This is a genomic window from Scytonema hankhaensis NUACC26 (assembly GCF_045865695.1).
Taxonomy (GTDB): domain Bacteria; phylum Cyanobacteriota; class Cyanobacteriia; order Cyanobacteriales; family Nostocaceae; genus Scytonema.
The window spans coordinates 112,829-128,510 of sequence record NZ_BAACAP010000240.1 but is presented as its reverse complement, the minus strand read 5'-3'; the positions used below and the strand labels follow the sequence as shown (position 1 = coordinate 128,510).

Genomic DNA, 15,682 nt, shown 5'->3' with positions numbered 1-15,682 from the left:
CCATCTTGTGGGACAGATTATCCATCTTGTGGGACAGGTTATTCATCTTGTAGGACAGGTTATCCATCTTGTGGGGCAGATTATCCATCTTGTGGGACAGATTATCCATCTTGTGGGACAGATTATCCATCTTGTGGGACAGATTATCCATCTTGTGGGACAGATTATCCATCTTGTGGGACAGATTATCCATCTTGTGGGACGGGCTTCTAGCCCGTCTATACTAATGGCGGGCAAGATGCCCGTACCACAGAACCATCAAGATGCTCTTACCTCTTCTTTCTATTGATGAAGTGAATAGCTGCACCTGCAGCCCCACAATCAACAGCATCACCAAGGGTATCTTTACCGGGACGAGTGATAGCACCAACAGCTACACCAGCTGCTGCACCAACAGCGACATCTTGAGGCAAACTACGCTTTTTAGGATTGTTTCTCAAACCGTTAACACCGTTAACAGCAGCACCAGCAGCACCGCATTTAACAGCGTTATTGATGACAGAACCACGACCTCTAATAGCTCCGGAAGCAGCACCAACACCAGCGCCAACAGCAGCATCGCGTCCCACGTTTCTGTCAGCCAGTGCAGATTGATATGGCAGAAAAGTTGCACCTATTAAACCAGTTGCCATTAGGCTTGATAGTAATGTCCGCTTCAAAATCCAATTCATAAATAATTTACTCCTCAAACGTTGAACGAGATTATTTGAGTTTCATTTTCCCCTTCTTCAATTCTAGACAAAGCAAAAGTTTTCTGCATGAAAATGTTTTCGCGACCTCCGTAGTTTTGATTTATAAAAGCACAAATATATACTAATTTTATTGGATTTTAGATTACACGTAGAGTGGAGTCTGCCCACTACGTAAGGCTTTTGGTAGGTAATACCCGCTCACCCTACAGTGCTTAAAATTTTTTCTAAATGATTTAGGATTGATATATCTTTTGACTTACTATTAGTTAACTAATTATTCCATATACTGTATGCCATTTTAATAATTGGCACATTGTCAGTGAATAGTGGTTGGTGGTTAATAGCTGCTTTTAACAACTAACAACTAACAACTATCCACTAACTACTTACAAAGCCTGAATCCACTCTTTAACTGTATACTCAGTCCAAATACCGTTTTGCCAATAAGGATCGGCTTCCACTAACTGACGCACTGTGGCTTCATCTTCAGCTTCGTAAATGCCAAAAACTTTAGTGACATCTTTGGTAGGACCAATCGTAATTAATACACCAGATTCTTTTTGTTTTGCGAGTCCGTCTAGATGTGCTTCGCGGTAAGGCGCACGTTTTTCTAGAACATCTTCGCAGTAGGTTCCCCACATCACGTATTTAGGCATATTTTTGTTACTCTGATTCCAAGTAGCTCAAACAAATGAAACGCAAGATACTTTTGGGCTAGTAGTTGCGATGTATGCGCTAAAGCGCAACTACGAACATTTTATATTTTTTAGGTTGAACTACTTACAGCAGTTTTCAAGTAAATCAACCATTCTCTGCTCTTGTGGTACGGGCGTCCTCGCCCGTTCTCAACAAGAAAGCGGGCGAGGACGCCCGCTCCACTTCATGCCACCCGTTCTCAACAAGAAAGCGGGCGGGGACGCCCGCTCCACTTCATGCCGCCCGTTCTCAACAAAAAAGTGGGCGAGGACGCCCGCTCCACTTCATGCCACCCGTTCTCAACAAGAAAGCGGGCGAGGACGCCCGCTCCACTTCATGCCGCCCGTTCTCAACAAAAAAGTGGGCGAGGACGCCCGCTCCACTTCATGCCGCCCGTTCTCAACAAGAAAGCGGGCGGGGACGCCCGCTCCACTTCATGCCGCCCGTTCTCAACAAGAAAGCGGGCGAGGACGCCCGCTCCACTTCATGCGGTCTATTAAGTTGAAAATTGTTGCATTGCCCACCCTACAATTTTTATTTTCAAATAACTAACTTCTCAAAGTCACCCCAAATTTCTCAACCAAAGCTTCGCGTACTTTATTATGAACGGATTGTACTTCAGCATCAGTCAAAGTCCGATCGCTCGCCCTATAGAGTAAGCGGAATGCCAAACTCCGTTGTCCTTCGGGTACGCGATCGCCACGATACTCGTCAAAGAGTTCCACACCATCTAACAACTCTTTTCCTGCTTTGGTAATTGCTTTTTCAATTTCAGCAACTGATACCTTCACGGGTGCAAAGAAGGCGATATCTCGGTCAGAGGCTGGGTAAGTGGAGTAGGGCTTAAAGGGCGGTACGAGGAGTTCATGAGTGTCTAAGGAAGCCAACACTACACCCAAATCTAACTGGAACACGTAGACAGAATCTGGTAAACCTCTTTCTCGCCGCACTTGGGGATGCAGTTGTCCGAAGACACCCAATCTATTACCCCTAATCCATAAAGAAGCTGTCCGCCCTGGATGCAAGCGAGAATCTTTACAATCGGGTTGATATTCTACGTTCAACCCCATGTGCTGAAAGACACCATTCAAAATTCCTTTGGCTTCAAACCAAGTCATGGGTTGTTCGCGACCGCTTCTTACCCATTTGCTTGAAGTTATATCGCCTCCAAGAATACCTGCAACCGCTTCGGCTTCTCTGAGTCCGTCTTCATCTTGCCAGAAAATGCGTCCAAATTCATAGCCATTGAGGGAGCCGTTTCCTTGTTCTATATTGTACTGAAACGCATCAATTAATCCAGCTATGAGGTCAGTTCGCAACGCCGAATATTCTACAAACAAAGGATTGCTGAGAACGATTTGCCTATCTTCCCCTGGTTTTACTAAGGAGTAATGCATGAGTTCGGTCAATCCCGCAGCCCGAAACGACGAGCGCAATTTGCGTGTTATTTCCCAATCTACAGGTAAGTATCCTGCTTCTGCAGTTTCTGGTAAAGTGTCGCAGAACTTATCATAACCGTAGAGACGGGCAACTTCTTCTATTAGATCGATTTCCCGTTCCAAGTCGCGATAACGATAGGGAGGAACGGAAACCATCCATCGTTTTTCATCGATAGGAGTTAACTTGCACCCAAGTGCTGAGAGTGTACGTTCAACATCTTGGCTTTGTAGTTCTCCGGTGTCTACTCCTAAATCTGTTGGACCGAGAACCTGATTCACTCTTTCCAAACGCAATTCTATCGATCGCATCCAAGTGGTAGGATCGGGGCGGGAATCAGAAATTTCTTGACTCGCTGTCGCACCTTGAGTCAGTTCGCTTAGAAGTGACAAAGCGCGACGAGTTGCGACTTCCAACTCAGCACGGTTAACTCCCCGTTCGTATCTGCTCGAAGACTCACTTCTCAAACCCACGCTCCGAGAAGAACGGCGAATTGCTACGGAATCAAACAGTGCTGCTTCCAATACCAGATTCTGAGTCCCTTCATGAACTTCCGTTTCTTCTCCGCCCATAACTCCTGCAATAGCAACGGGTCGATCTCCTGCGGTAATCAATAAATTTTGAGTTGACAGAGTGCGGGTTTGCCCATCTAGAGTTTTAATAGTTTCACCAGCATTGGCAAAACGGACGCCAATTTCTAGAGAAGTACCGGGGCGGGTTGGCGTACCTGCAACGCTCAAGAGACGTTCTCGGTCAAAAGCATGCAAAGGTTGTCCCCATTCTAACATTACATAGTTAGTAATATCTACAACATTATTTATTGGTCGTACTCCAGCAGCACGCAATCGCTGTTGCAACCAATCAGGAGATGTCGCAATTTTAACATTTTCAATAACTGTTCCAATGTATGCAGGACAAGCTTGGGTATCTGCAATTTGGAGAGATAAATTAAAATTGCCTTCAGAACTTGATGTTTCACCAGGTTCGCTGAGCGATAGCTTTGCATCAGTTAAGGCTGCTACTTCACGGGCTATACCTACCATACATAAAGCATCAGCACGGTTAGCAGTAGCCGTCACATCTAAAATGACATCATCTAAACCCAAGAGCGATCGCACATCGCTACCCAAGGGGAGGTTATCTTGAGTAAAAATGTGAATTCCGTCTACATCGTTCGGCAAACCTAGTTCCTTCAAAGAACAAATCATACCCTCCGACGGGACGCCGCGTAATTTTGCGGGTTTAATTTTAAGATCGATGTTAGGTAAGTAAGTTCCTACAGTAGCGACTGGTACATAGATATCTGCTCTAACGTTAGATGCGCCACAAACAATATTGAGATTTTCGCCCTTACCTATATCGACTTGGCAAACACTCAACTTATCAGCATTGGGATGAGGTTGACGTTCTACGACTCTCCCCACAACAACACCATTTGCCCAAGTGCGGCGATCTTCAATATCTTCTACTTCAAACCCTGCTAATGTTAGTGTTTCTGCTAACTCTTCTGGGCTAAGTTTTAACTCGACTAGTTCCTGTAACCATTTAAGTGAGATACGCATGAATGTGTTGGGCTGTTCGATGAGTTTATTAACGCACAGTCTATTCTAGCCGAATCGGGCAGAAGCCTTACATCTTAAACTCTTGAATGTACGACTTTGGATGAGTTTTACAGAAGAGACGTTAATGATACTCTCTTCATTAATGGTAGTAATAAGTAGTGTTGCCTACATAAGGAGGGTCTACCCATGTACTTTTTATTAGAAACAGCAGCTCAAGCAGCAGCAGAAGCAAAAGACCCATATCAATTTCCTTGGGCTTTTACAGCAGTTTACATAATTGGCTTTATTGCTGCTGTGACAATTGGTTCGATCGCTTGGTACAACTCCAAACGTCCTGTTGGTTGGGAAAGCAAAGAGCGTCCAGACTTTGTACCCAAAGTAGATAAAGATCCAACACCAGGTGTGTAGTCAAGAGTCATTGGTCATTGAATCACCTGACCAGTGACCAGTGACCAGTGAACAGTGACCAGTGACCAGTGACCAGTAACCAATCCCTAATCCCCAATCCCTAATTTTGAATATCAACCCAACGACGGTAAAGTTTTTGAATTTGTTTGAGAACATTATGATAACCGTGTTGGGTTGAATCGTTGGTGTCCGACATCTCCTGTAATTTTGTCAACAGTTTTGCTTCTTCTGTTGCAACTTCACCGTCACTGTAAATTAATCCGCCGATCGCTTCAATGAGGTTTTGGCATTCTTCTTGTGTGGGGCGATCGCCTAAATACTCTTTTAACCAATCATAAAACTGTTCCGGTTGCACGGCAACGAGTTCGTACAACCAAGGTTGAATCTCTGGATCGTCAGCGACTCCCTTCGCTTGAGCCACTTTGCGAAGATATTGCCTCTCTTCTGGTTGAATTCTGCCATCAATCCAAGCCGCTCCAATCAGGATTTTGACCAAGTTTTTCACGCTACTAGAATTACTCACCATAGGGGAAATCCTCCGGTAGTTCAATTTACATCATTCTCCCTCAATTCCTGATTTTTCTTAAGCGCACCATAAAAAAGCCATCCATATCTTGTTGGTGAGGTAAAACTTTAATCCAACCTTCTGGAGAAGGACAGACAGGTAACACAGGAGGTTCAATTTCCCAATTTGGGTAATCTACAAGAAATGACTTCACAACATTTTCATTTTCTTTGGGATGCAGCGTACAGGTAGAGTAAACAAGTACACCATCAAGCTTGACAAAAGTAGATGAATGTGCCATAAGTTGTTTTTGTAATATAGAAAGTTCTTCAACAGTTTCCGGTGTCTGTCGCCAACGAGCATCAGCATGGCGATGTAGTGTTCCTAAGCCAGAACAGGGTGCATCTATCAGTACCCGGTGAGCAGTATTTTGAAACTCAGTAAAGTCACGGGTACTATCACCGATGCGTATTTGAATAGATTGTAAAGAAAGGCGTTGAATATTGTCTTGAAGTTTTTTCAGACGAGATGGAGTGCGGTCGGTAGCATAAACTTTCCCTTTATCCCCCATCAACTCTGCAATGTGAGTTGTTTTACCACCTGGTGCAGCACACACATCAATAATCGTTTCACCTGGTTGAGGGTCAAGTAAATGACCTACGAGTTGAGCGCTACTATCTTGTACAGACCACCAACCTTGATGATAACCAGGTAGATTTTGAATGGAACCAGCGTTACTCAACAAGCGTAAAGCTTGAGGTAAGTTATGAATGCGTTGAAACGAAACACCAGCCGATTGTAATCCCGCTTCTACCTCTTCCATAGAAGCCCGCAACAGGTTAACCCGCAAATCAATTGCTGGAGTTTTGTTCATCCACATACACAATTGCTCTGTTTGCGCCAAACCAAATTGCTCTACCCACACTCGAACAATCCAGTCAGGAAAGCTGTGTAGGATACCTAAGCGTTCTATCGGGTTTTCTGGTAATTTTATAGGGATTGGCGATTGGCGATTGGCGATTGGGAATTGAGTATCAGTTATCGCCTCTGCACCCCTACTCCCCTGCTCCCCTGCTCCCCTGCACCTCTGCTCCTCTTCCCCTTCACTCATTCTGATATACTGGCGTAGTAAACCGTTAACAACACCAGTTAAACCAGAAAAACCATTTTCTTTGGCTAACTGAACTGTGGTGTTGACAGCTGCACTTACAGGAATCCGTTCTTGATACTGTAATTGATATAAACCTAAGTGCAAAATGGTGCGGAAGTCTTTTGGTTGTTGATGAGATTTCTTTTTACCAAGTTGGTCTACGATCGCATCGAGGGTGCGCTGTCTTCTCGTGCAGCCGTATACCAGTTCCGTTACAAGACGACGATCCATGTCAGATAAATTAACTTTTTGCAGCACGCGATCCAGAGCAATATCAACATAAGCCCCTTTATGAATCTCTCGCAGGGCAGTAAAAGCTAATTGACGTGAGGAAACCATGTTAAGTTTTTCATTTTTTATTTTAGTTTAAAAGACGGTGAAGCGTAAAATCCGCAAAATTACACAGGAATTGGCTCAAAATAAAGATAAATTTATTAAAATACCATATTAGCCTTGGTATTTTCCAGTATAAATGTGTAAATTCATCAATTCATCATTATACGTGTATAAAATTAAAGTCTTTAAATAGCTTTCATCAAATATTATTCAAAAGGATTAGTATGATTGTTTAGATAATTATCATTCCAATAAAAGGTTAGCGCAGTACGGCGGTAACTTAAGTTTTATTTGCAAAAAGTTTCAATTCATTCTCGGGGGCTGAAAATTGTCAAGCATAGCAAATTTAGCTCGATAATTGGATCTCTATAGTATGCAGCCAGTGTTTGCACTTACATAACTACCTAGACAAGTCAGTTTTGAGCTAAGTAAGTATCGAAAGAGGATATATTACATGAAGCAAGATCGGGGATTGGCAAAGCCTTTGTTGCTACTAGTTACTCCGCTAATAGCTAGTAGTTCTGTGTTAGCAGCATTACCGAGTTACGCTGCTAGCTTAGCATTATCTGAAGGAGCAGTAGAGTTCACAAGGTTTAGTCAAAACCCTTCAGAAGTTGTATCTGATGCTGACATTGATACCTTTGAGATTGCTAGGGATGGTAAAGTGGACGCTGTCGCTGCTGCAGATGCAGTTTTCGTGGCTGCTTCACCAACAGCATCCAATTTTTCTTTAAGTAGAGTCTTAGGTGAAGGTACTGATTACTTGGGACTAGCACAAAGTACGGCTCAAGTTATCGGTAACTTTGCTGTAGATGCTGGTACATCTTTTTCTTTTGACTTCACTGCTAACTTAAACCTAGCAGCATCGATAGACTATCCATTGTTAGAATCTGCATCTGCAAGTGGAGATATATCTTTGGCGTTATTAGATACTGATACTCAGAGCATTATAGACTTTTTTAGCCTCCAGGGAAATTTAAGCTTCCAAGACAATAATGATTTTGTAGCGCTTGACACCAGTGAAAATATTGTGTTAAGTCAACCAGTCACTACGTATCGTTTTGGAGGAAATGAAGAATTTGCAACTGTTTCGGTACAAGGATCTTTGCAACGCTCTTTTGCTAACAACACAAACTTAACTTTAGTAGAAGTTAAGAGAAATCAGGCTCGCGTGCAAGCACCTGAACCTTCAACAACTCTGGCTTTACTCTTTTTATATGGTACATTTGGTGTTGCGTTGAAAGGTAAACGTAACACCATGAACCCTGTTTCTTAGAAGTAGGACTTACGTATGCCCCCTTTTTAGCTACGGTGTACACACAAGTCTCCTACTCCCTTTGAGCTCTAAAATTCCCGATTTTTGTAGGGTGGGCACTGCCCACCAGAGCGTGAAAAATTCCCGATTTTTGTAGGGTGGGCACTGCCCACCCTACGCCTATAGGTAATCATAAGAGCACTCTCAGGGAGTAAAATGCCATATGGCAGTTTCCCGATGGGTTGGGGGATTTACGGGGATCTACAATGTCTTTTCAGAAAAACTTTAAGAGCCTACTTGTTACAAGAAATAGAACTATAACCAGATTGTGAAGAACTGCTGGAATTATTATCAGATGAAACTTTGACTGAAAAGCTTTGACTAATCTCACTTTGACCACTACCAGATGCCTTGGCAAAACTTTTTACTTCGGCAACACTCTTACCATCAGGTGAAACTATCCTTTTAATTACAACTTGATAGCGTGCCAATCTTACCTCCTATTATTGTTCTGTATTCAAAAAAACTCATAACAAAGTGTAAGTTTTACTGATTGTCCCTAATTAGCGATCGCTAATTAGGGAATTGACATGGCATATAGAAATTCCATGCCACTTATTTATACAGATTCATCAATTGAAGAAGCAGAAGAAGCAGAAAAAGCAGAAGCGCTAGCGATAGCGTCATCGCCAGATGCTCTTGAAGTAACACGAACAGAACTGCTAGTGAGATTAAAACCAGAGTAACTGATTACTAGATTGTCCAAAGCAGTACTGACGTCGGTTAAATTACCATAGGCATTTGCTGAAAATTCAGAAATTACTACAGCACGACCACCATTTAAATGCTTGGTATATGTTTCATCTATGGATTCTAAATAATCGATATCATAAATTATCATGGCTCCTCGTTTCTTAACCGCGACTTTTCTGAGTATGTTTGAAAAAAAGCCGTCTATAAATTTCTATGTGAGTGAGTCATCTTCCTAAATCTTCCTCTGAAAGGAACATTTAGGAAGATTTTCCCTTTTTTAAGAGGGTCAAAATGAGTTGTTCGGTTTGAAGCAGCTCCAAGGGGTTTACCTAAAACTAGGCTTTACTAGTTTGCAGCAGCAATGACCGATCCAGTTTGGTTGGAACCTTCTCCAGCAACAACTAGTTGTGAAATGGTGGTTTGAGTGTTGCTGTCGGGACCTATAGCCTCATTCTCAAAGACAAAACTACCTGAATTACCCTCAACATACGATTTGACCTTGATTTCTGCTTCCTTCTTGAATTTTTCATTGAAATCGATGTCAAAATTCAACTCTTTGTTGACTTTTTCATCAATATTTATTTTCTTGTCAAACTTAAATTTATCCAATGTTGAACTACCACCAACAACAGTTTCTTGAGTCAATTCCAAGTAGTTAAGATCGGAAATAATCATAGTAATCTCCTAATTTTTAAACGTTGTTTTTGGGCATTTTATGTGTAAACAACTTATTTTTGCTGGTTCCATCTTTTGTAAACCGCTTGTCTTTGTTGCTCACATTTCTAATATAGCCTAACTCTTGCAAAAATCAACAAATTTTGGAAAATTTTCTATTTAAAAAACTAATAAATAATTGTCAAAAATAGCTCTTTTTTATAATAGATTAAACTAAAAGTATAGCTACATTAAAACAGTCAAAAAAGTCTTTCTTTGACTACAAATCCACCAAATTTTTGTTTTTAGTTAGTCTTTAAAAACATTTTTCACTTACACAAAATAAGCTGTCTGGAAAGAACAAAAAAAATTGTCTTGATTTGCTATAGATTTACTATCTTTAAAAAAGTATTTTTTGTCATAAACGTAACCCTTACTTGCTTATAATTTGCGGATTAGAGGAGAGAATTATTCACTCAAATGAGCTATTTATTATTAGTTAATAGCAGACTTAAGCCTGCTTTAGCAGTTCTTCCTGTGGTTGCAAATTGGCGTATAAGTCTAGTTGAGTGACAATTTCTATTCTCTGGATTTGTTGCTTTAACCAATTAGAAAACAATTCTGTAATGATTTTTTGGCGTAACTCTTCATCCAATTGAGGTTGAATAATTTCCTCTACCCAAATTAAATGCACTCCCTTTGAAGTTGTCATTGGTTTCAGAATTTCAGGTGGTCTAGCAGCAAACACAGCAGCTGCAATCTCAGGGCGAAAATCACGGCGATGTCGAATACCTTGATATCCACCAGCACAACGAAGTTTGGGGTCTTGAATGTACTGACGTGCTATTTCTTGGAAAGTGATTTCGCTTTCTTGGAGAGCATAAAAGAGCTCTAAAGCCAAGTCTTTATCATCTAGGACGACTTGATAAGTAGCTACTGCAACATAATCAAGTTGGTTCTCGTAAAAAACCTGTTCAACTTTATCTGCAAATAAATGCTTTGCTAACTTCCTTGCCAGAATTGTGGCGTGGACTAATTCTTCAAATTCCTTTAGAGTTAAATGATGCGTCTTTAACCACGTCCAGGTGTCTTTCGCTGTTACAAGTTTCTTCTCGAGTCGGAGCTTGTCTCCCTCCTCCTGTATTTCTGCTTCATCCACGGTAATACCAAGCTCAGAAGCAGTTTCAGCTACAATTTTTCGTGTCGCGATCGCTTCCACAACTTTAGGAACTTCAAAACCGAGCTTGATATTGTGGATTATGTGTTCGGGGGAAATAGTCAGGCTTTCTAACACGACGCGCCTCCTCAAACGATTTTAGATTTGGGATTTGGGATTTTGGGATTTGGGATTTGGGATTTGGATTTCGGAGAATGTCTCAAGCGCTACCATGAGTGTCTGTGAAAACTTTGGCTAAAAAGCCGCACCGTCTTTTTGTAATTTCTTAAATGGGTCTAACACATAGTCAATGATTCGTCGCTGGCGAATAATGACTTCTGCAGTCGCTGTCTGTCCTGTTATTAGAGGAATACGCTTGCGACCAGCTTGGACATAGGGCTGGGGCATAGTAATTTCCAGCTCGAAGGTATTGACATCACCCTGACTGGTTTGTTGAATTTTTGAATCTGGTGAAATCCAACTGACTTGTCCTTGTACGACTCCATAGTCTTGGAAAGGATAAGCATCTAGCTTGATTTTGACAGGCATTCCCACCTTTAAGAAGCCGCTATGCTCGTTTGGCATAAGGGCTTTAAGTACAACAGTCGAATTTTTAGGTGCTATTTGGGCAACCCTTTGACCGGGTTGCACTACGGCTCCCGGTTTAGTGACAGGTAGTTCAAAAATTACACCATCAATGGGCGCTCGGACTCTTCTTTGCTCCAACTGAATCTTTAAAGATGCGATCTGGTTCTTTGCTTGAGCGATTTCTGATTGCAGGGCGTTGATTTGTGATTGATGTTCTTTAAGTTGTTCCTCGGTTTTGAGCTTTGCCAGTTTACCCGTATGAATCAGGCTTTGATAACTGCGTTGTTCTTCCTGCAAACGAAGTTGGGCTTGCTGAATATCAGATTTAGCCTGAAGAAGTGTTCTTTCATAACTACTTTGTTGTTCTTGAAGGCTAGACTGAGCTTGAGAAATTTCAGTTCCAGCTTGTATAAGGCGCTCTTCGTCTTCTTTTTTGGATTGTTCTATCTCTTTAAAACGGTCTTGTGAAATAGCACCATCTTCATAGGCTTTTTTATAGCGTGGAACTTTTTCTAGAGCAGCTTCAAAACGCAATCCCGCCAACTTATAAGCTGCTTTACTTGACTCTAGTGCCTGTTTTGTCTGGTTGACCTTAGCCAATTTTTCTTCTTTTTGGAAGTTATAAGCAGTTTTAAGAGTATTCAGATTTTGTTGTGCTTGTTCTACTTGAGCAAGTTTTGCCAATTCTTGAGCCTGATTTTGTTGTTGCTGTGTGTTAAGAGAAAGCTGTAGTTGATTTTTTAGTGCTTCTAAATTAGAGTACCGATTTTGCAAGCCTTCTAGCTTTGAGTGCGCCTGTTGAAGTTCCGTTTTGAGAACATCTGACTCAATCTCTAATAAAGTTTGCCCTGCTTTGACAGTTTCTCCTTCTTTGACATTGACAGCAATGACACTACCGAGGGCTGGACTATCTAATTTTTGTGTTGCTCCCTTGGGTTCTACACGCCCTTTAGCACTACCTGTTTCATCTACCTTTGATAACGTTGTCCAAGGTACAACAATAATTACAAAGCCTAGTGCGACATACAACACTGAACGGGTCCAAACTCTGGGTAAGGCATCTAAAAGTTCTTGTGTACCGTAAAAGTATTCTTTAGGCTGGGTTGTACTTTCATTCTCAGGTTTTGGAGATTTTTTGCTATCCACTGGTGGGATGTAATTCAAATACTCCTCTTGCTCGCTTTGTGAGACTACAGATGATGAATTAGAAAATAGCTGCGGCATATTTTTTCATTTCTACTGAGATGTAAGGATATGGAGAAGAAGTAAGGGAGGGAGTGGGTGAGTGGGTGAGTGGGGGAGTGAGAGAGGGAGAGGGGGGGAGTAGGGGAAGTAATTACCACTAACCCCTAACCCCTAACCCCTAACTCAACCCACTTGAGCAAATTGTTGTTGGTTGAGGTAGTAGTAGTGTCCTTTCTTGGCAATTAATTCCTCGTGCGTCCCGCTTTCTACCAACACACCACGATCTAAAACCAGAATTAGGTCTGCATTGCGTATGGTGGACAAGCGGTGAGCAATGATGACGCTGGATCGCCCTTTGAGAATAGTTTTTAAATTATTTTGAATGATGCGCTCTGATTCCGTATCAAGGTGACTGGTGGCTTCATCTAGAATTAACAAGCGGGGATCGCCAAGTAAAGCACGAGCGATCGCAACCCGTTGACGCTGTCCACCAGAAAGCAATCCACCACCTTCACCAATTTGGCTTTCGTAACCCATTGGTAATTGTCGAATAAATTCATCGGCTCCAGCCATCCGCGCTGCTTCTACGATCTCTTCAAGAGAGGCTTCTGGATGAGCAATGCTGATGTTTTCTCGAACTGTAGCACCAAATAAGAAGGTGTCTTGGTCAACAACACCAACTTGAGAGCGTAACGAGTGCAGGTAAATGTAATTTAAATCTTGACCATCAATTAATATTTTTCCTTCTGTGGGAGAATACAATCCCAGAATTAACTTAGACAGAGTTGTTTTCCCCGAACCACTACGCCCTACAATGGCTACTGTTTGCTCCGGATGGATTTCAAAGCTTAAATTTTGTAGAATGTTAGTTTCATTTTGTGAGTTATAGCGGAAAGTTACGTTCTCAAAGCGAATGTGACCGCGAAATTGTCCTATGGGCTGACGGGGATGATTTTCTAAGTCTTCTTCTGGTTCAGCTTCCAAAACGTCATTGATGCGTTCGGTAGAAATCATGATTTCTTGCAATCCATTCCATAGCAACGCTAAACGTTGGAACGGACCGAGCACATTGCCCAATAACATATTGAAAGCAACAAGTTGTCCGATGGTCAGTTGTTGGTGAATCACTAACGACGCTCCATACCACATCAACGCTGTACTGGACAGAAGATTAATTGAGGAACTGATAATCTGTAAGCGGTTGCCAATAATTTGTGCAAAAAAACCCTTTTTAACGACATTATTTAACAATTCTTCCCATTTCCAGCGTACTGTCTGCTCTACTCCCATGGACCGAATAGAGCGAATTCCTGTCAGGCTTTGAATTAAGTAACTACTTTCTTCGGCTCCTGCATGAAACATCTCGTTGGAAATCCGGCGTAAGATACCCGTACTAGCGAGTACCAGAATACAAAATGGCGGTACAGTCAACAGCGCCAGCAATGCCATCTGCCAACTGTACACGAACATGATGACCAAATAAATGCTTAGCGTTAGCAAGTCAAGAATGACCGACAGTGTCTCGCCAGTAAGGAAGCGCTGAATTTTGTGATTCTCTTGAATGCGGGAGGTGATGTCGCCGACGTAACGCGACTCGAAAAATGATAAAGGTAGGCGCAAGGTATGTTTAATAAAACCAACCACCAACGCTACACCGACGCGCTTAGCAGTGTGATCCAGGAGATACTGGCGCACTGCATTCACAACAATGTTAAAAAAACCAAAAACTAGCATCCCTAGAGCGATCGCATTTAAAGTTGAGATGCTTCCTTGGACAATAACTCGGTCAAGCAACATCTGGGTGAATATTGGTGAAACCAGTCCAGACAACTGAATCAGCACTGAGGCGACGAATATTTCTACCAGTACCCAAAAGTGTGGTCTAACTAGCTCGTAAAACTTCCAAAAGCCCTTAATCTCTTCCTTGGAGTCTTTTAATAGGGCTGTTGGTTGTAGTAACAAAGCATAGCCACTCCAATCTGCTTTAAATTCAGCAGCAGTTAAAGTGCGTATTCCGATGGCGGGATCGGCTATAATGACCCGCTTGCGAGTGATTTCATAGATGACAACAAAGTGTTTGCCTTCCCAGTGGGCGATCGCTGGTAGGGGTTGCTGTGCTAACTTTTCAAAAGTCCCTTTGACTGGACGAGTTGCAAAGCCGAGGCTTTCTGCTGCGGTGGCTAAGTTCCGTAGTGATACCCCATCTCGACTCGTGTTCGCTAAATCCCGCAGTCGATTGAGACTAAACCGTTTACCCCAATAACGACTAATCATGACAAGGCAAGCTGCACCACAATCAGAAGCGCTATGTTGTTCAAAGAACGGGTATTGTTTGCTAACACGTCCCCACCAATGCTCTGCTCTAATTTTAGGGCTGGGGAAATAGGGCTTGAGCCTTTTTTGCTTTGGTTGTGACTCTGGAATGCGTTGTGGAAAGGGAATAACATTGCCAACAGAAGTACTGCGTTCCGATCTAGATCTAGTAGGGCGTTGTTTAAACTCCTTTGCATTAACTGGGCGATCTTGAGGAGCGACACACTCCGCTAATTGCTGCCAATGTTCTAGTGCAGGAAGCCAATTGGCATCCCTAACAATATACGCAATGGTTGGTTGCGCGACTTCCCAACTGTCTTGTTGTGGCGCTGGATAGATTTTGCCTGGTGTTAAAAGCGATCCCCGAGAATGACGCAGTTCTCCTTTGAGCAACAGCAAACACTTACAATCTTTTGGTAGAGTGGCTTGTTGATTGTGACTTAAATCGTGTCGCTCAAACAACGATAAAGCTTTAAGCATTCCTGGTACATCTGATATACTGTCAGCCTCTTGCCAGTTTTGGCGGCATAACATAACCAAATCCCATAGCTCTGCGCGTTTGAACAGGCGATCGTTAATGGTAGGATTGCGATCGCTCAAAGCCTGTAGTGTCTCTTGTTTCAGGTAGCAAAGCTTGAGGTTAGTCGAAGCTCTTGCTGCATATGGCTGAAAATCTTCTTGTGGAAACAGGGTTGTTTCACCAAAAGACGATCCCGCACTCAGGGTTGCAATTAAGTTCTCAGTACTGTCTAATAGTCTGACTTTCCCTGACAGAACTATATATATTCCTGGATGAGTCGTTGTTGTTTGCCAGAACTGCTTTGTGGCTGGTGGTTCTACTATTTCTACCATTGCCAAACAGCCAGCCAGTTCTTGGGAAGTCAATGTCTCACCCAAAGTTTTAGCGACCAACTGACTCAGCAGTTGTTCGGAAAACACTGATGGCATTACCTCACCTCCACCAAAAGTAGTCATCTTTGGTCTAAATCAGA

The 15,682-nt window shown here is 42.4% G+C and carries 14 protein-coding genes; 4 read left to right on the top strand and 10 right to left on the bottom strand.

Going from position 1 to position 15,682, the window contains the following annotated elements:
• Nucleotides 1-289, top strand: a 289-nt coding sequence (locus ACKTT2_RS40520; protein ID WP_407897140.1) for a hypothetical protein, incomplete at its 5' end; no start/stop codon positions are given.
• Here the strand turns inward: ACKTT2_RS40520 and ACKTT2_RS40515 are convergent.
• From ACKTT2_RS40515 to pheT, 3 genes are all read right to left on the bottom strand, one after another.
• Nucleotides 270-671 carry a hypothetical protein gene (locus tag ACKTT2_RS40515; protein ID WP_407897138.1) on the bottom strand — a complete coding sequence of 134 codons (402 nt, stop codon included), beginning with the start codon at nt 669-671 and terminating at the stop codon, nt 270-272. The two genes, ACKTT2_RS40520 and ACKTT2_RS40515, sit on opposite strands and share 20 nt — an antisense overlap.
• Nucleotides 672-1,078: 407 nt before the next feature.
• On the bottom strand, nt 1,079-1,348 hold the full coding sequence (locus ACKTT2_RS40510) for a YciI family protein (RefSeq protein ID WP_407897136.1): 270 nt from the start codon (nt 1,346-1,348) through the stop codon (nt 1,079-1,081).
• 588 nt (nt 1,349-1,936) lie between these two features.
• Entirely contained in the window at nt 1,937-4,387 is a 2,451-nt protein-coding gene (gene pheT / locus ACKTT2_RS40505) for a phenylalanine--tRNA ligase subunit beta (RefSeq protein WP_407897134.1), read from the bottom strand.
• A 186-nt stretch (nt 4,388-4,573) separates the two neighbouring features.
• Here pheT and psb35 point away from each other — a divergent pair, with 186 nt between their 5' ends.
• Nucleotides 4,574-4,795 carry a photosystem II assembly protein Psb35 gene (psb35, locus tag ACKTT2_RS40500; protein WP_407897132.1) on the top strand — a complete coding sequence of 74 codons (222 nt, stop codon included), beginning with the start codon at nt 4,574-4,576 and terminating at the stop codon, nt 4,793-4,795.
• A gap of 100 nt (nt 4,796-4,895) precedes the next feature.
• On the opposite strand, the gene ACKTT2_RS40495 is transcribed toward psb35, so the two are convergent.
• Entirely contained in the window at nt 4,896-5,321 is a 426-nt protein-coding gene (locus ACKTT2_RS40495; RefSeq protein WP_407897130.1) for a tellurite resistance TerB family protein, read from the bottom strand.
• A gap of 40 nt (nt 5,322-5,361) precedes the next feature.
• Nucleotides 5,362-6,789, bottom strand: coding sequence for a 16S rRNA (cytosine(967)-C(5))-methyltransferase (locus tag ACKTT2_RS40490; RefSeq protein WP_407897128.1), 1,428 nt, complete (start codon nt 6,787-6,789; stop codon nt 5,362-5,364).
• A 451-nt stretch (nt 6,790-7,240) separates the two neighbouring features.
• Here ACKTT2_RS40490 and ACKTT2_RS40485 point away from each other — a divergent pair, with 451 nt between their 5' ends.
• The gene (locus ACKTT2_RS40485; RefSeq protein ID WP_407897126.1) at nt 7,241-8,062 is read left to right on the top strand and encodes a hypothetical protein; all 822 of its coding nucleotides are present in this window, start codon (nt 7,241-7,243) and stop codon (nt 8,060-8,062) included.
• Nucleotides 8,063-8,334: 272 nt separating this feature from the next.
• Here the strand turns inward: ACKTT2_RS40485 and ACKTT2_RS40480 are convergent, their stop codons facing one another.
• Nucleotides 8,335-8,532 (bottom strand): hypothetical protein, encoded by a 198-nt coding sequence (locus ACKTT2_RS40480; RefSeq protein WP_407897124.1) that lies wholly within the window; start codon nt 8,530-8,532, stop codon nt 8,335-8,337.
• A 99-nt stretch (nt 8,533-8,631) separates the two neighbouring features.
• On the opposite strand from ACKTT2_RS40480, the gene ACKTT2_RS40475 reads away from it, so the two are divergent.
• The gene (locus tag ACKTT2_RS40475; protein ID WP_407897122.1) at nt 8,632-8,787 is read left to right on the top strand and encodes a hypothetical protein; all 156 of its coding nucleotides are present in this window, start codon (nt 8,632-8,634) and stop codon (nt 8,785-8,787) included.
• 352 nt (nt 8,788-9,139) lie between these two features.
• Here the strand turns inward: ACKTT2_RS40475 and ACKTT2_RS40470 are convergent, their stop codons facing one another.
• The 4 genes from ACKTT2_RS40470 to ACKTT2_RS40455 form a co-directional block, all read right to left on the bottom strand.
• Nucleotides 9,140-9,469: a hypothetical protein gene (locus tag ACKTT2_RS40470; RefSeq protein WP_407897120.1), complete on the bottom strand. Its 330-nt coding sequence runs from the start codon at nt 9,467-9,469 to the stop codon at nt 9,140-9,142.
• Between the two features lie 490 nt (nt 9,470-9,959).
• On the bottom strand, nt 9,960-10,742 hold the full coding sequence (locus ACKTT2_RS40465; protein WP_407897118.1) for a peptidylprolyl isomerase: 783 nt from the start codon (nt 10,740-10,742) through the stop codon (nt 9,960-9,962).
• A gap of 117 nt (nt 10,743-10,859) precedes the next feature.
• Nucleotides 10,860-12,416 (bottom strand): beta-barrel domain-containing protein, encoded by a 1,557-nt coding sequence (locus tag ACKTT2_RS40460; protein WP_407897116.1) that lies wholly within the window; start codon nt 12,414-12,416, stop codon nt 10,860-10,862.
• Nucleotides 12,417-12,560: 144 nt separating this feature from the next.
• The gene (locus tag ACKTT2_RS40455) at nt 12,561-15,638 is read right to left on the bottom strand and encodes a peptidase domain-containing ABC transporter (protein ID WP_407897150.1); all 3,078 of its coding nucleotides are present in this window, start codon (nt 15,636-15,638) and stop codon (nt 12,561-12,563) included.
• Nucleotides 15,639-15,682 lie beyond the last annotated feature (44 nt).